This window comes from Serratia sp. BIGb0163, assembly GCF_024809935.1.
Taxonomy (GTDB): Bacteria; Pseudomonadota; Gammaproteobacteria; order Enterobacterales; family Enterobacteriaceae; genus Serratia; species Serratia quinivorans.
This window is the reverse complement of record NZ_JANUDZ010000003.1, coordinates 295,940-318,940: the sequence shown is the minus strand read 5'-3', so window position 1 is coordinate 318,940 and position 23,001 is coordinate 295,940. Positions and strand designations below refer to the sequence as shown.

Genomic DNA, 23,001 nt, shown 5'->3' with positions numbered 1-23,001 from the left:
CTATTCTGATATCGCTGAAATTTGCTTAGCAAACTCAGCACCACCCCAGTTTGCCAACTAGAATTTATTGATAGCCGTTCCTGGTGCATGCAGCACCGGGCAATCCGTTAACAAGGAGATACGCATGACAACGCAACAACCCATCATCAAACTCCACGATGGTAATCTGATGCCGCAGTTGGGTCTCGGCGTTTGGCAGGCGAGTATTCCAGACACCACCCAGGCGGTGCTCAAGGCGCTGGAGGTGGGATATCGTTCGATCGATACCGCTGCGATTTACAAGAACGAGGAAGGGGTCGGTGCTGCACTGCAATCCGCCTCGGTGCCGCGCGATGAACTGTTTATTACCACCAAACTGTGGAACGACGATCAGGGCGACCCACAGGCCGCCCTGGAAACCAGCCTGGAAAAACTCAAGCTGGACTACGTCGATCTGTATCTGATCCACTGGCCAAAACCGCAACAGGATCAATACGTGGAAGCCTGGCGCGGGCTGATCAAGCTGCGCGAACAGGGGCTGGTGAAGAGTATAGGGGTCTGCAATTTCCATACCCCGCATCTGCAGCGCCTGCTGGACGAAACCAATATCGCACCGGTGATTAACCAGATTGAGCTGCATCCGTTGCTGCAACAACGTCAGTTGCGCGCCTGGAACGCAACGCATCATATCGCTACCGAATCATGGAGCCCACTGGCGCAGGGCGGCGAAGGGGTGTTCGACCAGCCGGTCATCAAACAGCTGGCGGAAAAATACGAGAAGACCCCGGCGCAAATCGTGGTGCGCTGGCACCTGGACAGCGGTCTTATCGTGATCCCGAAATCGGTCACACCATCACGCATTCGCGAGAACTTCGAGGTGTTTGATTTCAAACTGGATAAAGACGAACTGAGCGATATCGCCCAACTGGATATCGGCAACCGTCTGGGGCCGGATCCCGACTCACTGTAATGTCCCAGCGCCCGGCTTCCGCCGGGCGCTGCATGGCCCCGTAAAGGGGGGTTATGATTGTCCAGGCCGTGCTGGATGGGTAGCAAGTCGGCAGGCAATAAGCCATTCGGAATCTTGCTGCACAAACCCGGTCAGCAACCCCATAGCGGCAGCATAGAAACCAAAACGATCGCGCTGGTAGCAACGTTTGGTACAAAGTGGCAACCAACTCAGCAGATGCCGATTCAAAAACAGATCCTGCTGCTCCCGTTCAACGCCCTCTTCGATCAACGCTGTCATTAATGCAAGTTGGATAGCGATATGGTCAACTGCTTCATTGTTTTGTGGCGCAAGACGGTGTTCAACCAGCTTTTGCCGCAACGCTTGTCGCTCTTCGGGTGAGTTCGTATGCGGATAATGCCCGGCATAAGGCGAGACTCCCGAAGGGGCAGGCAGTAAAAACAGGGAGGCGAAATCGGCCGCCAGCTCCAGTCGGCACTCTTCCCGCTTTAACATCGCCCGTAACCGTCGCTGAAAATGCGTAACGAGCAACGAAAGTTCGGGAATCAATTTTAGGGCGTTCAATAATGCCAGGTTCTCTTTGTCTCGTAGCCTGAGCAGCCCTTCGTCAGACAGTTCCTGAAACAGCAACTGAGAAAACCAACGGTAAATGATGGCCCGTTGCCGGGCCACCTCGTTAAGTAATGGCATGAGAGGCCTCTTTGGTGTCCGGTTTAATTTCCTGTGGCCCACCGAAACCCGTTACCGGCGGAAGCTCGCCCTGATAAAGCTCCACCTGAACCAACGCAGAATGAGCCGAAGTCCCTTGTGCCAATTGAGACGTTCCAATATCGGCACTTAAGACGTTAGGATCGCCATAGGTGCAAAGCGTTCCGGCTTTCCCCCCCACCAGAGGGGAATACCATGCCCCCTCATGGATACGCACAACGCCAGGTGAGTAGTCTGGACTAATGACTACCCCGGCAAGCACTTGCCCGCGCGCATTAAAAACGCGTACTACGTCACCGGCTTTCAAACCGCGAGCTTTAGCATCCTCTGGGCCTATATATAAGGGTTCACGCCCCGCTACAGCATAGGTCGCGCGGTAGTTATCGCTGGAACACAGTTGCGAATGCAGCCGCTTGTCCGGGTGGCAGGATTGCAGGTGCAGCGGATATTTCTCTGAACCTTTGCCTCCGTGGCTGCGTTCAAAAGGCTCCATCCACAGCGGATGGCCAGGGCATTCCCGGTAGTTAAAAGCGGCAATGGTCTTACTGTAGATTTCAATCAGGCCGGATGGCGTCCCCAAAGGATAGAGGTCGGGTTGTTCGCGAAAATCACCGTGACGCACCCAAGGTTGGCCTGCCGGATATTCGATATAACCTTCCCCATCCCAGAAGGTGGAAAAACTGGGCATCTTCACTCCCATCGCGGCCCCCTGCTTCACCCCTTCTTCATAGATAGCCTTGATCCACTGCATCTCGTTGCGCCTTTCGGTGTAAACCTGATCGCGGCCAAAACGCTTGCAGAGTTCGCTAAACACGTCAAAGTCGTGGCGAGCCTCATACTGCGGCTTCACCACCTGGCGAATCGCCATCAACCCTTTGTTGGAATGCGTACCGAACTGTTCGATATCGTTACGCTCAAAACGCGTGGTCACCGGCAGCACAATATCGGCAAAACGGCAGGACGCCGTCCATTGGTGATCCAACACCACCACCGTTTCCAGCCGCTTCCAGGCTTCGATCATTCGGTTGCGATCCTGTTGGGCATGGAACGGATTGGCAGCACTAAAGAGCGCCAACCTGATATCAGGATAGGTGAGCGTCTCACCATTAAACGCCAGGGTCTTGCCGGGCGAGAGCAGGCAATCGATGAAACGTGCCACGGGGATATGCTCGGAAGCGCCGCGGAAATCGGCGGCATGGATGGGTGCAGGAGGGTTGGACAGACTACCTAATCCGGAAAGTACCGGGCCCAATGAGGTCACAGTGCCACCACCGTTGTAATGCCAGCCAAAACCGACACCGCCGCCAGGAAGGCCTATCTGCCCCACCATGCTGGCCAGTATCACCAACATCCACGGATATTGTTCCCCGTGATGCATGCGCTGAACGCACCAGCCCCCCATAAACTGGGTACGCCCCTTGACCAGCAGCCGTGCAAATTCGCGGATCTGCTCGGGAGTGAGTCCACAGAGGCCTGCGGCCCACTCCGCGTCTTTAGGTTGTTGATCCGTCTCCCCCATCAAATAAGGCAGAAACTGCTCGAAACCCACGCAATAATCTTTGATAAATGAAGCGTCATAGAGTTTTTCCTGGTACAGCGTATGCGCCAGCCCCAGCATCAGGGCCACGTCCGTCTGCGGGTTCAAGGCCAACTGTTCGCAACCGAGATAGTTCTGCGTTTTACTGCACACCGGATCGACGCTAATCACCCGTATTTTGCCTTGTTGCACGCGCTCTTTAATCTGCTGCCAGTAGCCAAAGGGATCGTGATCGGGAACCAGGTATTCGATCTGCAGGTTTTTGATCGGATCGCAGCCCCACAGCACGATGGTCTGGGTATTTTCAATCACCAAAGGCAGCGAGGTTTGCTGCTCATACACCTCCAATGATCCTATTACGTGGGGCAAGATCACCTGCGCCGCCGCGGCCGAATAGTCACCTACGGTGGTGACATAGCTACCATGAAGGCCAAGCCCGCGATCCATTGCGCCCCCGGCCTTATGCAACTTGCCCACCATCTGCCAATCGGCCAGCCCGGTAAACACGCCGGATGAGCCATGGTTTTTTTGCACCCGCTCCAACTCCTGATAGACCAGGTCCAGCGCCTGATCCCAACTCACACGCACAAAACGGTTATCGCCACGTTGGCTGCGGTCGGACAGCTCGCGTTTGCGCAACCAGTCCAGCCGAACCATGGGGTACCGTACTCGCGACGGGTTATAGACGATTTCGCGCACCGCCTTGAGCATATCGCACGGATATTTATCGTGTTTGAACGGGCGGGTGTCGATCCATTCGCCGTTGACCACCTTGGCCTCAAAAGCCCCAAAATGCGATCCCGACTGGATCCAGCGCTCAGGGCTTTCGCCTGCCGCCCACACCTTGCCGAGTAGAGGATTGGGGCCCAGCATGCTGGCAGTCCCCGCGGCCAGTACGCCGGCTATAAACCGTCGGCGAGAAGGGTTGAAATCGTGAATATCCATGATGACTCCTTATTCTATTTTTTTGCGCTGTCAGCGGTATCACTGGCGTGGGTTTGCAAATATTTCAGCAGGGTTCGCTCTTCTTGCGAACTGAGACGGTAATAGGTGGACATGGCCTTTAGCCCGGCGATCCAGCCGTTGGCGGTATAACGGGTTGCGGGCGGTACGCTATGACAGGCGCTGCAAGTGGATTGCAGCATCTGGTCGGCGTATTGCCACACGGGCTCAAGGCTGGCATTAAATCCGTCGTTGGAGGTCCAGGCTGCTACGCTGATTTGCTGCCATTCCTGATGTGAGGCCGGATCGACCTGGGTTTGCAGGATCTTGATCGTGGGGAGTAATGAAGCATCCAGGACCGCGGCGAATACCCGTTTACCTGGATACTGCGTGATCACGCGCCCACGACCGGCGCTCTCACGCCATCCCACAATCTGGATTTGCACTTTGTCACCCTGTTTTTGCAGCACGCTGACCTGCGTGGCGGGCATCAGCAGTGCCTTGTCAGCCGGTTCGTCGGCCGATGCGCTCAAGGATTTTTCGCCAAGGGAATACAACGTGGTCGCCGCAGGCAAAGCCGTACTTTGCTGCTGCAGCGTTTTAAATTGGCTGCGGAATCCCTGGCTCATATCCGGTTTGTGGTGCGCAATCCCCTTGTGACAATCAATACAGTTGCTGTCTTTCAACGCGGCCGCGGTCATTTGTGCTGCCGCTTCGGAAGATTGCTTATCGTGATCCATGGCGTCGTAACTGTGACAGGCCTTGCAAGCGGCAGAACGGTTCTCGGTCATGCGCGCCCACTCCCGCTGCGCCAGTTCAGCGCGTTTGCTCTCAAACGCCTCCGGCGTCGCGATAGAAGGGGAAATAAACTCGTGGTAGAGATCGTTCAGCGCGGCGATTTTGCGTACCACCGTCGGGATGACCCCTGGTGGAATATGGCAATCCTTGCACTCGGCACGCACACCGGAAGCATTTTTAAAATGAATACTCTCCTGGTATTCCTGCCCGACGGTACTCATCGAATGGCAGGACAAACAGAACGCCGTCGAACTGGTTTGGTGAACGCCCTGCCATCCCGCCCACAGCAGAAGCAACATGACCCCTGCCCCAGCTACCATCAGCCAAAGTGATTTCTTGCGTATCCACAACATGATGAGATTGCCTCGATTCTCGTTATTTAGTGGCTACGCTAAAGCAAAATGCAGGTGGCCAAATAGATACGGCCAGTTTCAGTAATAAGGCCAGATGACACATTTTGTTTAGGGTCAATTATTGCCGTACGCGGTTAGCGTAAGGTGCAGGAGCTGAAAGTTTGCGACAAAGGGATTTTATGTGGGAATTAGAGCTCGACAGAGTCTGTGATACGCCCCTGCAATTGCAGATTTTTCAATACTATTATCAGGCCATCACACGTGGTAACTACGTTTGCGGTGATATGCTGCCTTCTATTCGTAAGCTGGCCGGCAAGCTGCAGGTTGCACGCATCACCGTGGTGCTGGCCTATGAAAAGTTGGTGATTGGCGGCTACATTAAAAGCCGACCGGGCATTGGTTACCAGGTCGTATTTGACCGTCAGGTAAAACCCGTCCGGCACATTCCCTCTTACTTCAAAGGACCGGCCCCCACCCGTCTGTTGACCGCAGAGGTGCCCGGCGATCTCTACAGTCAGCCGACGTCCGAACTTTATTGCCGCATGAGCATTCCCGATCCAAACGCTTTCCCTTGGGCAAGCTGGCGCAAATGGAACAACTCACCGTCCTGTCTCAAAGAACAACTGGTGACGCGCTATCACTCTCCTCATGGGCTACTGCCGTTACGCCAGGAGATCGCACGCTATTTACACCTCTCTCGCAGCATCGAGATCCGTCCAGAAAATATCATCATTACCAATGGCGTTCAGGAAGGGTTATCACTCTTGAGCCAGCTCTTTGTTCTCAAGCGAACGACGTCGTCCCATATCCCCTGCCATATTGTGACCGAATCGCCCTGTTATTCCGGCGCCTGGCATCTGTTCAATTATTACGGTGCGCAGGTCACCACGCTGGACGTCGACAAACAGGGCATGTGCGTATCACATCTTCCGGAGCGTTCCACACAATTGTGCTATGTCACGCCCTCGCACCAGTATCCTCTGGGTAGCCAACTTTCTCTCTCGCGGCGCAAAACCTTGCTGCTTTGGGCACAAAGGGTGGGCGCTTACGTCATCGAGGATGATTATGATGCGGTTTTTTCCTGGGGACAGAAACCTCTGCCTCCGCTGAAAGCGATGGACAGCCAGGATCGGGTAATTTATGCCGGCACCTTTTCAAAAACCCTGGGGCCAGGGATCCGCTTGGGCTATTTGGTCTGTCCCGATGCCATTTTGCCCTCAGTACAGAATATGAAGGCACTAAGCAACAGCGGGAGTAATTGGTTATTGCAGCAATTCCTGGCGGAGTTTATGCACAGTCAGGTGTTTTATACCCACTTGAGCAAATTGACCTGCGAGTACGAGATGCGCCAGACCCTATTGCGTAAAGGGCTAAAACGTCTGTTTCCCGAAGGGCAACTATGGGGTCACGCCGCCGGGCTGCATCTGACATTGATCACATCCATGACCGACGATGTTATTCAACGGCTTCGGCAGCGCTGCCTCCAGGCCGGGGTCCGCTTCGACACCTTGCGTGAGCTGGAAAACGGCTCGGAAACCACCTGGAGAGCGGGTGGCCACTCGTCGCCCATTTTCTTTGGCTTTGGCAATCTGAACTCGCAGCAGTTGAAAAAAGTCCTGTTGGTGATCGAGCAACAGTTACTGTACCTGGATCAGGAGCACGGATCGCTGTACTGAACCGCCCCCCCGTTCGCGAGTTACAGCTGCTCACCGTGGCTGGCGATCACCCGCTGATACCAGCCAAAACTCTGCTTCTTCTTGCGGGCCAAATTATTGTCGTGATCGACATACACAAAACCGTACTGCTTTTGATAGCCGTTGAGCCAGGAAAGCAGATCGATAAACGACCAGGGATAGTAACCGCGCACATCGGCACCCTGCTCGATCGCCGCACCGATCGCCTGAATATGATCGCGCAAATAGTCTATGCGCGGTTGATCGCGCACTTCCCCCTCGACGATCGGATCCTTGGCACCCAACCCGTTCTCGGTAATGTAGATCGGAATGTTGCCGTAGCGTTTGACGATGCGGCCAATGGCATCGGTCAGCCCCTGCGGATAAACCTCCCAGTCCCAGTCGGTATAAACACCGTTCGGGTTGCGCACCAGTTTGAACAGCCCCTTAAAGCCCAGTTCACGCCCGCTGCCCTTCTGGCCACTGGTGTTGATCGCGTAGCCCTCGACGTCGTCGTTATGCGCCACCATTTCGCGCTTGTAGTAATTAAGACCGATAAAATCGACGATGTTGCCCTTCAGCAACGCCTCATCGCCCGGTGCAAAATAGGGTACGCCAAAGGCCTGCTGCGCCATCGCCAACAGCTCTGCCGGGTATTCGCCCTTCAACACCGGATCGTACAGCCAGTGGGTGAAGATCCCCTCGGCTAACTCGCAGGCGCGGCGATCTTCTGGCGAGTCGCTGATCGGATCGTTAGGTTGCAGCACGTTGACGAAGCCGATCTGACCGTTGATCTTCATTTCGCGGAAGCTTTTTACCGCGCGGGCATTGGCCAGGAACACATGGTGACAGGCCTGAATGCCCTTCTTCGGATCGGTCAACTTGGGCGGATGCGCCCCGGTGATATAGCCCATGCCGATAAACACGATGGTTTCGTTAAAGGTGGACCACAGCTCGACGCGGTCGCCGAAACGCTGATAACACAGACGGGCATATTCATCGAAAGCATCGACGATCTCACGCGATTCCCAACCGCCAAACTCTTCTTGCAGCGCCTGCGGCAGATCCCAGTGGTACAGGGTGATCATCGGTTTGATGTTGTGCTTCAACAGTTCGTCGATCAGATCGCTGTAGAATTGGATCCCGGCCTCATTCACCTCGCCCCGCCCCTGCGGCAGCAACCGTGGCCACGAGATCGAAAATCTGTAGGTCTGCATCCCCAATTCGGCCATCAGCGCTACGTCTTCGCGAAAGCGATGGTAGTGATCGACCGCGACGTCGCCGTTGGTACCCTGATAAGTGGTGCCGGGCAGGTGGGAGAACAAATCCCAGTTGGACAGGCCCTTGCCGTCGGCATCAAAGCCGCCCTCAACCTGGTAAGACGCGGTCGCCGCGCCCCACAGGAAATCCTTCGGAAATACGCTCATTGGTTTTTCACCCCGTTCTGCTCCAGTAATCGGTAAATTCTCACCAGTTCCTCCACCAGATCGCGCGCCAGCATGGCGTTCATGATGTGGTCCTGCGCGTGCACCATAATCAGATTGACCGGCAGCTTGCCTTCCCCCTCGTCAAAACCGATCAGCTCGGTTTGAGTGGCATGCGCTCGCTTCGCCGCCAACTGCGACTCCGCCAGCAAAATATCTACCTGATCCCACTGGTATTTGCGCGCTGCGTACAACGCCTGCATGGCACAACTGCGAGCCTCACCGGCGTTGATGATCAATTCCATTACCGCCGTTTCCATGTCGATCATTCGGTGACTCCTTGTGTCTGTTCGATCTGCTCCGCCTCACTCACTTCCTGATCCAGCAACTGCTGCTCATAGACCTTGAAGAACGGGTAGTAAATCAGTGCCGATACCGCCGCCAGCAGCAGCACCAACAGTGCGGCACGGAGGTCCCAACCGGTGGCCCAGGCAGCGCCAATCGGTGCCGGTGCCGTCCAGGGCACTACCGAGATCACGCGGCCAATCAGATCCAGCTTCACGGCCGCATAGGCAATGATCGAATTGACGATCGGCGCGGTAATAAACGGGATAAAGAAGGTCGGGTTCATGACGATCGGCGTGCCGAAGATCACCGGTTCATTGATGTTGAAGCAGCTCGGCACCAGGCTCAGCTTGCCGATCGAACGCAGGTGCGCCGAACGGCTGCGCAGATAAAGCAGCACCAGCCCAAAGGTGGCGCCGGATCCGCCAATGACAATAAAGAAGGTCCAGAAAGCCTCCATAAAGATGTGCGGCATCGGGTGGCCGGCGGCCAACGCATCCTGATTGATGCCCAGATTGGTCAGCCAGAATGCCTGCAGCATGCCGGAGACGATCACCGCGCCGTGAATACCGGCGAACCACAATAAATGGCCGATCAGCACCGCCAGCAGGATCGCCGGCAGCGAATCCGCAGCGGAAATCAGCGGCTGGAACAGCGCCATGATCGCCTGCGGTAACAGTAAATTAAACTGATGCTGCACCAGCAGGCTGAGCGGATACAGGGTGATCACCACCGCCAGGATCGGGATCAGCAGATCAAACGACTGTTTGATCTTGGCCGGCACCTGTTCCGGCAGTGAGATACCGATATTGTGCTGCTTGAGAAAGCGGATCAGTTCGGTGGTATAGACCGCCACCAAAATGGCGGTGAAGATCCCCACGCCGCCCAACGCAGCGGTCGGCAGCATCTTTTCGGTCTGCGGCGCGGCGACCAGCAAAAATGACATCAGCGCCAGCATGGCCGCCATAAAGGGATCGAGCTTATAACTCTGCGCCAGGTTATAAGCGATGGCGGCAGTAATATAAATCGACATAATCCCCATGGTCATATTAAACGGGGTGAGAATAGCGACCTGATGTTTCTCCGCAGCACCCAGCCACCATTGAGCTATTCCCCAACTGCTGTCGGCCGAAAAAGGCGGGTAGGCAAATACCAATAAGAATGAGCCGACGATCATAAAGGGCATCGCGGAAATAAAACCGTCGCGGATCGCCATAATATGTCGCTGGGTCGATAATTTACCGGCAATGGGGCTGATACGGTTTTCAATAAAATTGAATGCGGCCTGGCTGATACTCATGGTTCAACCCTCGGGACGTTCTGAGTCAATGGTCACGGGGCGAACAAACCGACGCCACGCGCGGCGGCAGGTGGCCCCGGCGGAATTAGTGTTGTGCGATCATCCGTAAGGCTTCGGCGAGGATTTTATCACCGCGCATCATGCCGTAATCCATGCTGTTGATAACCGCAATGGGCTTATTTTCCCTGTCGGCGATTTTTTTAAAATCGGCCAGTTTATATTTAACCTGCGGCCCAAGCAGGCAGCATTGATAATTTGCCAGCGTAGATTCAAATTCATCCATACCGACGGCAATAATATCAACCTCAATCCCCTGTTGTTCTGCCGACTTTTTCATTTTATTTACCACCATGCTGGTAGACATTCCGGCGGCACAGCATAAGAATATTTTTTTCATCCGCTCTCCTGAGATATAGGTGCAAATCATACAGTCGATGAATGAGTATGGTTTCAAAAACGAAAAAACAGCAACCGGTTTCAGTAACCGGTTGCAGGGTTTAAACGGGTTCTGTGAAGGAGATCCGAATTTTAATTTCCGGACTTAAAACGAGGAATAACTGAGCAGCATCGTCTGGCTAAACCGCTGCCCTTTAGCCAAGCGGCGCAGCCCACCAAGGTCAGCCATGTTATGGCCGTTAGCGGCATGCGACATCGGTTCCAGGCAGAAGAAGTCGAACTGATAACCCGGCTCAAACGCCGGATCCGAGACGAACAGGAAGTAAACCGGGCAAGCCGGCTGAGTGTTCATCCGTAACCGAGCGCCTTGTTCCGGCCACTGGATCCGCACCTCACCGTTCCAGCCGCTGAAACCGTTATTCACCCAGTGACGCGGCAACGGGCCTGGCTGGGAGAAATCCAACTCCTCGGTCAGTGCCGCCTGCTCGCCCGCCAGCCAGTCTTCGGCCTCCAACCAGTAGGCCCCGGCGGATGCCTGTACTCGGGTATCCGCCGTTAACGGGAAATACGGATGCCAACCCAACCCATAGGGCATCGGCCTTTCACCACGGTGTTCTACCGCCAATTCAATACTGAGTTGATGTTGCTGCAGGGTGAAATATTGCTCTACCTGATAACGGTAAGGGCCATCCTCATGCTGATAACGCAAGTGAAGGTGATTGCTACCCTGTTCAACACATTGCCACTCCTGCAGCCAACCGTCGCCATGCAGATAGTGCCGATCCCAATCGGTATTCGCGCTGAGCTGATATTCATGATCCTCGAAATTGAAGCGGTTTTGATTCACCCGATTGCCAAAAGGAACCAGAGGAAAACACCCCGATTGCAGCGCCGACGTGGTATCACTCAACACCGCAGGCCGCAGCAGAGGGATCTCTCCCTCTGGCACGTGCGCGGCCAATTTCAACACGCTGCCGCCCAACGACGAAACCACCAGCGAGAGACAGCCGTTATCCATATCAAACAATGCCATAGTGCCCCCGGATATTAATCGGCGAAATTGATCACCACTTTGCCGCACTGGCCAGAAGCCATCAGAGCATAGGCCTCGGCAGCCTGCCCGAGTTTAAAACGGTGGGTGATCGCCTGATGCGGGTGCATTTTCCAGTCGTGCAGGTCGGTGCAGCATTTTTCCATGTGGTGCAGGCTGGTGACCCAAGAGCCGATGATCCGCCGCTGGTGATGCATCAGGTCTGCGCTGACCTCGAACTCCACCTTGCCGGTTTCGCCAATGTAGATCACTCTTCCCCAGTCCGAAGAGGCCTGCAGCGCCAGCAGGCGCCCTTTGGCGTTGCCGGAACAGTCGAGCGTGACGTTGGCCCCGCCAGCGGTCAATTGGCGAATGCGTTCTGTCACGTCGTCACCGCTCAGGAAGCCGTGATCCATCAGCCCCAGGCGTTTCGCGGTCGCCAGACGCTCCGGGATAACATCAACGCCAATCACCGTTTTTGCCCCACGCCCCTTCGCCAGCATCATCGCCATCATACCGACCGGGCCCAACCCCACGACCAGTACGTGGTCGCTGCCGGAGACCTCGCCACGCACGATGCCTTCATAAGCCGTGCCGACCCCACAGGAGATAAAAGCGCCGTCTTCATAGCTGAGCGAATCCGGCAGATGAATCAAATCCTTTTCCTCCGCCAACAGGTAGTCGGCATGGCCGCCATCCCGCTGCCAGCCATAGGCGGCCTTGCCAACGCCGGTGCAGGAAATCGGATAGCCTCGCCGGCAGTTGCTGCAAAAGCCGCAGCCGGAAATATGGTACACCAGCACGCGATCGCTCTCGCGGAAGTGGCGGCAGCCGGCCCCCAGCGCCACGATCTGGCCACAAGGCTCGTGACCGTTAATAAACCCCCGGTACAAGGGTTGATCCGGTGCGGCCGCCGTACCACGGTGCTGATGATAAATATAATGAATATCGCTGCCGCAAATACCGGACGATTTCATTTTAATTAATACCTGGCCAATGCCCGGTTGCGGAATATCCACCTCACGCAGTTCTGCCGTGGCGTTTCCGGGCAAATAAGCCGCCAACATTTTTCCCATACTATTTTCCCTCCAGCTTTAATCAGTTATTTGTGTGGCATGTGAGGCTATTGCTTAGAGTTCTTTTGCATCACGATAATATTGGCCAGCACCGCCAGTACGATAATCACCCCTCTGACCACCTGTTGGAAAAAGGAGTTAATCCCCAGCAAGACCAGGCCGTTGCCAATCAGGGTGATCACCAGCACGCCGAGCAGGGTGCCGAGCATCGAACCGCGTCCGCCAGACAAGGCGGTACCGCCCACCACCACGGCGGCAATCACGTCAAACTCCAGGCCGCTGGCCGCCCCGGCATTGCCGGAGCCAAGACGCGCCGCCAGCAGAATACCGGTGACGGCGGCCAGCAAGCCGGCCAGGGTAAATAGCAGCACGCGAATGCGTTTGACGTTAATGCCGCACAGCTGGGCGGCACCGGCGTTGCCGCCAATGGCATACACCGAGCGACCAAAGGCAGTTTTCTTGCTGATAAACTGAAAGACCACAAACAGGATCAGCATAATCACCGCCGAAACCGGCAGGCCCAACACCTGCCCGCCCAGCCAGTCCAGCACCGCGTTTTCGTCAATCGGTACCGGCAAGGCGTTGGTCATAAACAGCCCCATGCCGCGCAAGGCGCTCCAAAGCCCCAGCGTGGCGACAAAGCTCGGCACGTTAAACCAACCGCGCAGCGCTCCGGCGACCGACCCCAACGCCGCCCCCAGACACAGAGCCAGTATCAGCGCGAACGCCAGCGGGATTTGGTATTGCATTAAATAAGCCAGGATCACCGAAATAAACGCCACCATCGGGCCGACGCTGACGTCGATCTCACCGGAAATAATAATCAGCGTCATTGCCCAGGCGGCAATACCGATAGTGGCGGCGTCGCGTAAAATATTCATTTGGTTATTGAGAGAAATAAACCCGGTGGCGTAAATGGAAAACACCAGGTACAGCACGATAATAATTGCCAACAGGCCAAGTTCATTAGCGTGCTTCGATAATTTACGGGCTTTTGCTATTTTTACATCCGGTACCAAAGTGGACATTGTCATTACCTCCGATGCCTTCACATGCGGGCAGAATTATTGGATCATCAGCACTTCGGACATCAGCTGTTCAACATCCACGGGCGAGATAAACTCCTTCACTATCGTTCCCTGCTGTAACAATAAGATCCGATCGCAGACCTGAGGCAATTCCTCCACTTCGCTCGACACGAAAATAATGCTTTTCCCTTCGGCCGCCAGTTCGCGCGCAATACGATAGATTTGATTTTTCGCTTCTACATCGACGCCGCGCGTCGGCTCATCCAGCAACAAGATGCGGCTCCTGGCGTAAACCCAACGGCCAATCACCACCTTCTGCTGGTTACCGCCGGAGAGCGTCATGATCGGCGTGCCGGTTTCAGCGGTTTTCACCCGCATGCGGCTGACGATGGCCGAGGTTGCCTGTTTGATCTTCGACCAGTTCAGTACGCCAAAGCGGCTTACCGAGCGGCTGTCGGTCATCACGGTATTCTCATCCACCCCCAGCAGCGGCATGATGCCCTCGGCCTTGCGGTTCTCCGGTGTGTAGGCCATACCCCGTTTGAGCATGTCGGCATAATTCGGGCAGATCAGCGTCTCCCCGTCCAGCACCAGTTCGCCATCGGTAAACGGCGTCAGGCCAACAATGGCCTTCAGCAATTCGCTGCGGCCCGCCCCCAGCAACCCGGCAATGCCCAGCACCTCACCGCGCCGCAGCTCAAAACTGACCTGCCGCAATTTGGGCGGCAGCGATAACTGCCTTACCTCAAATACCGTTTCGCCCCCCGCCGGAACAGTCACGGTTTGCGTATGGTGCTCCTGATGGCCCAGCATCAGATCGACAATCTGCTGGGTGGTCGTGTTGTCCAGCGTCACGTCACCCGCCACGCGGCCGTCGCGCATAATGGTGCAGGACGACGCCAACCGGCGGATTTCATTCATCCGGTGGCTGACATACACCACCGCAATCCCCGCCGCAGAAAGGCGCATCACCGCCGCAGCCACCAGATCCGCCTCGGCGTTGGCCAGCGAACTGGTCGGCTCGTCGAGGATCACCACTTTGGGATCTCCCTGACAGGCCCGGGCTATCTCCACCAGTTGCTGCTGCGCCGGGCTGAGATCGCGTACCCATTGCTGAGGATCGATATCTACCCCAAGCAGTGCCAGCGCAGCACGTGCCTGCGCCATCATGCATTGCACGTCAATCACTCCGGCACGCTGTGGCCAGGCGCCCAGGCACAGGTTTTCCGCCACGCTCATATCCTGCACCAGGCTGAGTTCCTGATAGACCGCCCGCACGCCAAGCTCACCGGCACGACGCGTCAACAACGCCTCTGGCCCATCCAACAACCGGTCGCCGATAAAGACTTGCCCGGCATCCGGTCGCTCACTGCCGGTCAGCATGCGGATCAGGGTAGACTTGCCCGCGCCGTTTTTCCCCAGCAGGGCACGTACCTCACCTCGCCGCAGGGTGAAATTCACATCTTGCAGCGCCACTACCCCCGGGTAACGCTTATGCCCGGATTGAATGCGGGCCACCACCGGCTGCTGCGCCAATTCGTTTAAGGCCCTGTCGCTCAGGGTAGCCGCCGACATTAAGGTAAGCCGTCTTTGTGAGTCGCCAGCCAATCAGTGGCACTCTGCGATGAGGCATAGAGATCTATCGGTACCTGCACCACCTTTTGGCCGACCGGCTGGCGGTTAATTGCATTCATTGCCTGCGTGAAGACCAAAGCCCCCATTTTCTTGCCCGAGATATCCACCACCGCTTGCAGTACCTGACGGTTAACCAGCTCCTGCGCGATTTCAGTGGTCATATCCGAGCCGAAAACCACCGTTTTCCCGACCTTGTTCTGATTGCGCACGGCTTTAACCGCGCCGAGCGTGGCACCGCCGGACTCGCCGAAAATGGCATCGACATTCCCGGAGGAGATCAACAGTTTCTCGCCGACCGAGATCGCCTTATCCAGCACGGTACCCTCCTGATTGGCGACGATTTTCATGCCCGGCACTTTCGCTTTTAGCGCATCTTCAAAACCTTTACGCCGCTGCACGCAAACCTCGAAGGCTTCGCAGTTAATTACCGCAATCGCGGGTTCGGTTATTTTCTTTTCTATAAAGTAATCGGCGGCGGTATTGCCCAGTTTTTTGCCAAACTCATAGGGATCACCGACCAGATAGGCATAAACATAGTTATCTACGCCTTTCTCGTTAATGCAGGTGTTGTAACAAATCACCGGAATATTCGCTTCGTTGGCACGCTTGATGGCCCGCACGCTGCCATTGACCGAAACGGCGGAAAGCACCACGGCATTTACATCGCGTGCGATCATGGTATCGATAAACGAACTCTCTTTAGAAACATCCCCCTGCGCATTGGTTTCTATGATTTCGATTTTCCCTCCGCCCTTGGCGGCACCATCCTGCACACCCCAGCGGACCCCGGCGTAATACCCCTGGGTATCGAGATAAATCGCGCCGATGGTGGTTTTATCGTTTTTAGCCTGTGCGCCTGCACTGAAAATAATCAGGCCCCCGGTAATGGCTAACAGCATGTGTTTTATATTTTTTAGCAACATCGTTATTCTCCAGTTAATGTTCATTAACCTCTTGCTGCCTATTTTTATTATCCCGTCGGAGGGATTTACCGCAGTTTGCCATCCAACGGGGCACAGACTCATTACACTAAATGATCAAGCTGATTACTTACCGCCACAGGATCACGCATTAAACTAAACGGCGTTAAGTAAACTCTTTCGCCTTGGCGACGCTAGCGCCTGCTGCGCTGAGCCGCTCTTCCAACGCCTCCAGGGTAATGCCTTTGGTTTCCGGGACCCGGGCGTAGATAAACACCGCACCGGCCAGACAAATGCCGCCATACAGCAGGAAACTGCCCGCCGCACCCAGCGCCGCATTCAGCAGTGGGAAGCTGTAGGTCAGCACAAAGCAGGCCACCCACAGGGCAAAAGTGCCCGCGGCCATTGCCGCGCCGCGAATGCGGTTGGGGAAGATTTCAGACAGCAGTACCCAGGTGACCGGCGCAAGAGTGACGGCATAGATAGCGATGGCGACCAACACCAGCAGCAGGACCGGCAAACCCAGCAGCCCATAGGCGTAAGCCGCCGCCATCAGCAGGTAGATCGCCGTTAATCCACAGGCACCGATCAGCATCAAGCGGCGACGACCAATACGATCCACCAGTGGCAGGGCCAGCAAGGTGAAGATCAGGTTGATCAACCCGGTGGCGACGATCGATTTCAGGGTGTCGTTAATATCAAACCCTGCCGACGCGAAGATCTCCTGCGCATAGTTGAAGATCACGTTGATACCACACCACTGCTGGAAGACTGCCAGCACAATGCCAATCACCAGCACCGGTCGTACGTCGCTGCGCAACAGCGCACGGAACGGTACCTTGCCACTGTCCTTGCCCAGAGTCTGACGGATCTCCGCCAGCGTTTGCTGTGCGTATTGCTCGTTGCCAATACGCCGCAATACCCGTTGCGCCTTTTCATGACGTCCGGCTTTTGCCAGCCAGCGCGGGGATTCCGGCACCACCAGCATCAACAGCAGGAAAGCCAGTGCCGGAACCAGTTCGGCGCCGAACATATAACGCCAGCCAATTTGTCCATTCCAGCTGGCTAACAGATCGGCCTGGCTGGCATTGGCCACCACCGGATCGGCGATCAACAGGTTGATCAACTGCGCCGCCAGCACCCCAATCACAATGGTCAATTGGTTCACCGCCACGAAGCGGCCACGCTGGGCTGCCGGGCTGACTTCGGCGATATACATCGGCGACAGCGCCGAGGCCAGGCCAATACCGACGCCACCGACAATGCGATACACAATAAAGGCGTCGAAACTGGTGGCCATGGCGGTGCCCCAGGCGGAGATCACGAAGGTTAGCGCGGCGATCGCCAACGGCAACTTGCGGCCAAAACGATCCGACAACAGGCCCGAGATCAGGGCACCAAAAATACAGCCTACCAGCGCTGAGCTCATCGCCCAGCCGGACTGCGCAGGATCGGTAATGCCGAAGTAAGCCTCGTAAAACGGCTTGGCACCACCGATCACTACCCAGTCATAGCCGAATAACAGGCCACCGCAAGCGGCGACCAGGCAGATAGTCCAGACATAGGGCATGTTCAGTTTATTCGTCACATTCGTCCCCTTGCGGCATCAGTTGGCTAAAACCTCGGCCAGTACGCTGAATAAACGCGCTTTGTCATGCGCAGGATTTACCACCAGCAACTCGCCCAATGTCTGCTGCGCCGCCGTTAACTGCCCTAACCCCAGCAGCGCCAAAGCAGTCACCAGCAGGCAGTGCTGTTGATGCGCCTGGTTCAGGTCGTTGTCCAACGCCATCAAATCCGGCAGCGAAACGGCAAAGAAATCGGCACCCGGCGCCAGCTCTGACTGTTGCCGCACCCATTGCTGCATTTGCATGAACTGTTGTTCGGCCTGTGCCGACTGCCCCAGTTGTTTGAGTGCCATACCGCGATAGAACAGATAGTCCACCGGTTGGTCGTTGTAGTAGCGGCTTTGCGTCAGGTCACCCTGCCCGGCACAGGCCTGCTGCCAGTAGCCGGTGGCAGCGTCAAGATCACCTTGCCGGGCGGCACTGATGCCGAGCCAATAGTAGAGATCGTTGTCACTTTGCCCGGCCAGCCGGCCTTCCCCCAGATTGTGCGGGTAGTGCAACGCCGACTGCAGCAACTCATGCGCCTGCTGCGGATCCCCCTGCTGTAGCGCCTGAAACGCCAAGCGCTGCAGGTTGATCAGGTACTGGCCGGTGACCTTGCCTTCACCGCCTTCCCACGGGTGGAACTGCCGCTGTTGCAGAGTCTGTTGCGCCTCACTCAACCGGCCACACTGGTTGTACAGGCTCAGCAGTTCGGCTGTGAGGTCATCACGCCTGGCCACCACCGCCAAATGTTGTTCCAGCAAGGCCAGCCGTTGTTCAGGAGCCACTCGCAGATGCTTATTCAGTTGATCCAGCTCGAACAATAACCGGGCATCGTCGGGCTGTAGCCTGAACGCTCGTTGCAGATACTCCAGCGCAACATCATGCTGCTGGAGCTTGTTGAAGCTGTAGATCCCCAGGTTGCGCCAGGCATCGGCAAACCCTGGCTGCCGCTCAACGCAGCGCTGCCACAGTGCCACCGCCTGCGAGTAGTTGCGTTTGCTGTAATGAAAACACCCCAGCAGGTACTGCGCAAAATCGCACTCCGGCAATTGGCTCAGCATCTGTACTTCGTTCAGGGTATTGGGGAAGCGTACCTGTCGGCTAAAGCTGTCACGCGCCTGCGCCAGCAACTGCTGGTATTCGCTATCGCCCGCCTCGCCCTTGCGCAAGCTGGCCAACAGATAAAGCGGCAGGCTTTCCTGGCTGTCCAGCAGCGTCAGCAGTTCGATCGCCTGCGGTTTGGCCCCCCATTCACAGAATTGGTTGGCCATGGTCAGCGCATTAATGCCACGGCAACCGGTCACCGCACGCAAGCGTTGTAAATCGGCAGCCTCACGGGTTTGCGCATAACGCAGGTAATACAGGCTGTAATGCAACGGGCGGACAGCCAGTTGCTGCGCAATATAGGCCAGGCTCTGTTCCCCTTGCCCCAGGCATTGCAACAACCATGCCTTGAGAGCGATCAACGGATAATGGCTGGCATTAACGCTCAGGCTGCTTTCGCAAAATTCCAGCGCCTGCGAATAATTCCCGCGCCGCGCCGCGACCCGAGCCAGGCCGTAGAAGCCGCCCGGTTTACCATTGCCGCTCCAGATGGCGCGGTAGAAATCTTCATAGGCCGCGCTGTCGTCACCCAATTGTTCATGCGCGCAGCCGCGGATCAGACTGGCCAAGCCACACTGTGGGTTACGGTTTAGGTGGTGAGCACGTGCCAGCGCCTCGTCAGCATAGGCAATGGCGCGTGCAAAATTGGCGCGGTTATATTCCAGCGTCGCCAGGGCCAAATTGCAGCGGTAATCGAGCGGATCCAGCGCCAAGCCTCTCTGGTAGTAATCGAACGCCGAACGGCTGGCGTGATGGTATTGCTCCAGATGCTGGCCGATAAACCAGGCCTCATCGGCACTGTCAATTTGCCCGGCCAGCGGCGGTGCTTTGGCCGGCTGCGGCAGTTCTGCCGCCGGATCGGCCTGATGCTGACGATAGCTGAGTACGCGGCCCCCCTGCGAGTCCAACAATTCAATCGTCAGACGACCAGAGAAATCACCGGTCATGGTCTCCATCAAGGCCGCTCCGGGGCTGAGATCGATACGACGATCGAGCAATAACTGTTGGTCGCTATCGCTGCGGACCACCAGCCGATGCTGCGCCAGCGGCGCGACCGCATACAGCCCCCACACCAGCTGTCGTCCGTCGCTTTCCAACTTTAGCGCCGCCCGGGTGTTGGCGTTCTGCACCATGCCCAGGGTGTTGTAAGGCAGGAAATTCTGCACGAAGCATTTTTCTTCATAAGCATCGAGCCAGGTGAAATCCGGCTGGTTATCGGTGTAGACCCCGGTCATCAGCTCAATGTACGGGCCATTGTTGTCGGTCAGATTGCGATCCCAGGCCTGACCAAATTCGCCGTGGCCCCAGCTCCATTGTTTCTTGCCGGGTGATACATGATGATCGGCGATATGCAGCAAACCGCCCTGCTCATCGTGGCTGTAGGCCCCGACGAAGTCATAGTCCGACTTATACGCCATATAAGACGTCGGCACCGGGATATTCTTGTAGCGTGAAATATCCACACCGGCCGAGTAATCCACCTTGTAGTAGGTGCCAGTAGCGATGGGGAACGAGGAGACATCGCGCTTGCCGTGGTCAAAAACGGCGGTCACATCCGGTGGGAACACGCTCTGGTGATCGTCCCCGCCCTTCACTGCCGGGTTGGCCCACCAGAGGAAATGGCGCGGTGTCGGGTTGGCGTTAAAGATCCTGGCGCTGATTTCAATCAGCGCGCGGTCGGGATACAGAGTGAAACCGGCCATCACCTGCAGGCCGCGCATCGGTTCCACTTCCCCCAGCCAGACGGTCTGCGCTCCGTTTTCATGCTGTTGAATCTGGCAGTCCACCGGCATGTAAGTGGTCGGCCGGTGGTGCTGTGGCCAGTTAAACTCAATGCCCCCGGAGATCCACGGCCCCAGCAGCCCCACCAACGCCGGCTTGACCACCTCGTTGTGGTAAACAAAATCACGCTGCTGCACTTTGTCGTAGGCCCGATGAATGCGCCCACCCAGCTCCGGTAACAGCATCACGCGCAGGTAGTCGTTTTCCAGATAGACAGCCTGATAACGGCGCAAGGTTTTCTCACCGCTTAGGGTATCAATCACGCCATAAGGGTAAACCGCGCCGGAAGATCCCTGATAGACACGGTTTTCCAGGAACATCGGGTGCGAGTCCTGCTCACCGGTACCGTAGGTGGGTAATTCAACCTGTTCTTGCCAAACCTTGACTGTCCCGTGCATGCTTTCCTCTCTAAAAATACTGAACATTGCGTTTCAGGCAGTCTAGATGACGGAATTGATGACTTTATGCGCTACCATCACGCAATACACTAAACGGGGTTTAATAAATGGCATTGCAAGGTTTGAATAACCAGCGGGTGCGTAATTTTAATAAACGGGTGTTATGTGCACTGCTGTACCGGGAAAAGGTCGCCAGTAAGTCGACGCTGGCGCGGCTTTCGCAGCTGTCTATTCCTGCGGTCGGCAAAATTCTCGACGAACTGCAGGAAGAGCAGCGGGTAGAACACGACCCGCACAACCTGCACAGCCGCGGTTTGGGTGGCGGCAGTTACCGCATCGCCGCCGCCGGGCAACGCATCCTGTGCCTGAATGTCTCCCCTTATCTGATTGAAAGCATCGTGGTGGATGGCCTGATGACACCTTGCAGCGCCTTCACCCCGCAGCCGATCGTCGCCACTACGCCGCAGGCGATGCTGCAGGAAATGGTGCAAATCTATCATCTGCACAGCCGCCAGCAGGGCATGCCACTGAAGATTGCGCTGTCGATCCACGGCCAGGTCAATCCGCTGACCGGGGTGTCCCAACGTATGCCGCAGGCCCCGTGGGAAGGCCCGGTAGAGATAAAATACCTGCTGGAAGAGCGTCTGAAGACCGAGGTTTTGATCGATAACGACTGCGTGATGCTGGGGCTGGCGGAAAAGTGGCAAAATAACGCCAATCTGCAGGACTTTTGCGTGATTAACGTCGATTACGGCATAGGTTCATCATTTGTGATTAACCAGCAGATTTACCGGGGCAGCCTGTTTGGCAGCGGTCAAATCGGCCATACCATTGTCGATCCCGATGGCGGCCTTTGCTCCTGTGGCCGTTACGGCTGTCTGGAAACCATCGCTTCGCTGTCGGCGCTGAAGAAAAAGGCCCGCATTCAGCTCAAGGTCGCTCCCTGGGCACAACAGGAAGGCGAAAGGATTAAAACCCCCACCACCGCCGACCTGATTGCCCGTTATCATCAGGGCGATGCTGCGTTGCAGGTGCTGGTGCAACGCGCCGCCCAGGCGATTGGCCTGAGCCTGTATAACTTCCTTAATATCCTCAATATCAACCGTATCTATCTGTACGGGCGCAGCTGTGGATTTGGTCAGGTCTGGCTGGACACCATCATCAGTCAGACCGGTTTTAACCCTTTCGACCGGCACGACCAGATCCAGGCCCAGGCCACGCATATCGGCTTTGGCCAACTGACGCGCGCGCAGCAGGTGACGGGGATAGGCTATCTGTATGTCGAACAGGCACTGACGGAGATGCTATGATGCCCGACTTTATCCCAGTAAAAACAATACGGAGCACCATGAACCCCACTCTACGACTCTGGTCACGCGCAGGCATTGTCTGCCTGATGCTGATCCTGGCCGGTTGTTCCAGCAAAAAACCGCGTACCAGCTATGATGCTCACGCTTTTGATGACGCAATTGAAGATGCTGCGGATAAATACGATGTCGATCAAAAGCTGATCGCCGCGATGATTAAGGTGGAATCCGGCTTTAACCCGGCTGCAATCAGCCGGTCAAATGCCATAGGGTTAATGCAGCTGAAAGCCGATACCGCAGGTTGCGACGCCTATCGCTACAAAGGCAAACGCGGCTGCCCGGACGAAGACGATTTGCTGGATCCGGATACCAATATCGATCTCGGTGCCGCCTATATTGCCGTATTGCAAAAACAGCAGCTTAAGGGGATCGACGATCCCGTCACGCTTCGTTACGCCACCATCATCGCGTACGTAAACGGCACGGGTGCGCTGCTGCGGACCTTCTCCAGCAACCGCCAGCAAGCCATTTCGATGATTAACAATCTATCGCCGGAAGCCTTTAACTGGCATGTCCGCAAGTATCATCCCGCCCCGCAGGCACCGCGCCATTTGATGAAAGTAGAAGCGGCCTACGAGCAGCTTTGATTTTCAACAGCAAAAAGGAGAACCCGGGGGTTCTCC

General features: G+C 56.2%; 18 protein-coding genes. 4 read left to right on the top strand and 14 right to left on the bottom strand.

Going from position 1 to position 23,001, the window contains the following annotated elements; translation table 11 throughout:
• Positions 1–124 precede the first annotated feature (124 nt).
• Entirely contained in the window at positions 125–949 is an 825-nt protein-coding gene (gene dkgA, locus M2406_RS14560; protein ID WP_259190415.1) for a 2,5-didehydrogluconate reductase DkgA, read from the top strand.
• A gap of 51 nt (positions 950–1,000) precedes the next feature.
• Here dkgA and torD read toward each other — a convergent pair whose 3' ends face one another.
• Genes torD through torC form a run of 3 tightly spaced genes read right to left on the bottom strand, consistent with a single transcriptional unit; the run spans position 1,001 to position 5,287 of the window.
• The gene (torD, locus tag M2406_RS14555; protein ID WP_012146916.1) at positions 1,001–1,639 is read right to left on the bottom strand and encodes a molecular chaperone TorD; all 639 of its coding nucleotides are present in this window, start codon (positions 1,637–1,639) and stop codon (positions 1,001–1,003) included.
• Positions 1,626–4,139 (bottom strand): trimethylamine-N-oxide reductase TorA, encoded by a 2,514-nt coding sequence (gene torA / locus M2406_RS14550; protein ID WP_012146917.1) that lies wholly within the window; start codon positions 4,137–4,139, stop codon positions 1,626–1,628. Before torA ends, torD begins: the two co-directional genes overlap by 14 nt.
• 14 nt (positions 4,140–4,153) lie before the next feature.
• On the bottom strand, positions 4,154–5,287 hold the full coding sequence (torC, locus tag M2406_RS14545; protein WP_041418754.1) for a pentaheme c-type cytochrome TorC: 1,134 nt from the start codon (positions 5,285–5,287) through the stop codon (positions 4,154–4,156).
• Positions 5,288–5,466: 179 nt separating this feature from the next.
• Between torC and M2406_RS14540 the strand changes: the two genes are divergently transcribed.
• Complete coding sequence (locus M2406_RS14540) at positions 5,467–6,963, top strand: PLP-dependent aminotransferase family protein (protein WP_012146919.1); 1,497 nt, start codon at positions 5,467–5,469, stop codon at positions 6,961–6,963.
• Between the two features lie 20 nt (positions 6,964–6,983).
• Here M2406_RS14540 and M2406_RS14535 read toward each other — a convergent pair whose 3' ends face one another.
• From M2406_RS14535 to M2406_RS14485, 11 genes are all read right to left on the bottom strand, one after another.
• Positions 6,984–8,387, bottom strand: coding sequence for a GH1 family beta-glucosidase (locus M2406_RS14535; RefSeq protein WP_012146920.1), 1,404 nt, complete (start codon positions 8,385–8,387; stop codon positions 6,984–6,986).
• Positions 8,384–8,713 (bottom strand): PTS lactose/cellobiose transporter subunit IIA, encoded by a 330-nt coding sequence (locus tag M2406_RS14530; RefSeq protein ID WP_012146921.1) that lies wholly within the window; start codon positions 8,711–8,713, stop codon positions 8,384–8,386. The genes M2406_RS14535 and M2406_RS14530 overlap by 4 nt, the downstream gene beginning before the upstream one ends.
• Complete coding sequence (locus M2406_RS14525; RefSeq protein ID WP_012146922.1) at positions 8,710–10,029, bottom strand: PTS cellobiose transporter subunit IIC; 1,320 nt, start codon at positions 10,027–10,029, stop codon at positions 8,710–8,712. The genes M2406_RS14530 and M2406_RS14525 overlap by 4 nt, the downstream gene beginning before the upstream one ends.
• Positions 10,030–10,114: 85 nt before the next feature.
• Positions 10,115–10,426 (bottom strand): PTS sugar transporter subunit IIB, encoded by a 312-nt coding sequence (locus M2406_RS14520; RefSeq protein WP_012146923.1) that lies wholly within the window; start codon positions 10,424–10,426, stop codon positions 10,115–10,117.
• A gap of 144 nt (positions 10,427–10,570) precedes the next feature.
• Positions 10,571–11,458: an aldose 1-epimerase gene (locus tag M2406_RS14515; protein ID WP_259190414.1), complete on the bottom strand. Its 888-nt coding sequence runs from the start codon at positions 11,456–11,458 to the stop codon at positions 10,571–10,573.
• A 14-nt stretch (positions 11,459–11,472) separates the two neighbouring features.
• Entirely contained in the window at positions 11,473–12,531 is a 1,059-nt protein-coding gene (locus M2406_RS14510; RefSeq protein WP_012146925.1) for a zinc-binding dehydrogenase, read from the bottom strand.
• 47 nt (positions 12,532–12,578) lie between these two features.
• The gene (locus M2406_RS14505; RefSeq protein ID WP_026142532.1) at positions 12,579–13,565 is read right to left on the bottom strand and encodes an ABC transporter permease; all 987 of its coding nucleotides are present in this window, start codon (positions 13,563–13,565) and stop codon (positions 12,579–12,581) included.
• A 30-nt stretch (positions 13,566–13,595) separates the two neighbouring features.
• Positions 13,596–15,134, bottom strand: coding sequence for a sugar ABC transporter ATP-binding protein (locus M2406_RS14500; protein ID WP_259190412.1), 1,539 nt, complete (start codon positions 15,132–15,134; stop codon positions 13,596–13,598).
• Entirely contained in the window at positions 15,134–16,123 is a 990-nt protein-coding gene (locus tag M2406_RS14495; RefSeq protein ID WP_242507566.1) for a substrate-binding domain-containing protein, read from the bottom strand. Before M2406_RS14495 ends, M2406_RS14500 begins: the two co-directional genes overlap by 1 nt.
• Positions 16,124–16,280: 157 nt before the next feature.
• Positions 16,281–17,702, bottom strand: a complete 1,422-nt coding sequence (locus M2406_RS14490) for a sugar porter family MFS transporter (protein ID WP_017894013.1) — start codon at positions 17,700–17,702, stop codon at positions 16,281–16,283.
• A gap of 18 nt (positions 17,703–17,720) precedes the next feature.
• Entirely contained in the window at positions 17,721–21,011 is a 3,291-nt protein-coding gene (locus M2406_RS14485) for a DUF5107 domain-containing protein (protein WP_259190409.1), read from the bottom strand.
• 107 nt (positions 21,012–21,118) lie between these two features.
• Between M2406_RS14485 and M2406_RS14480 the strand changes: the two genes are divergently transcribed.
• Both M2406_RS14480 and M2406_RS14475 read left to right on the top strand, forming a co-directional pair.
• On the top strand, positions 21,119–22,321 hold the full coding sequence (locus tag M2406_RS14480) for an ROK family protein (RefSeq protein ID WP_259190407.1): 1,203 nt from the start codon (positions 21,119–21,121) through the stop codon (positions 22,319–22,321).
• A gap of 38 nt (positions 22,322–22,359) precedes the next feature.
• Entirely contained in the window at positions 22,360–22,965 is a 606-nt protein-coding gene (locus M2406_RS14475; protein ID WP_041418756.1) for a transglycosylase SLT domain-containing protein, read from the top strand.
• Positions 22,966–23,001 lie beyond the last annotated feature (36 nt).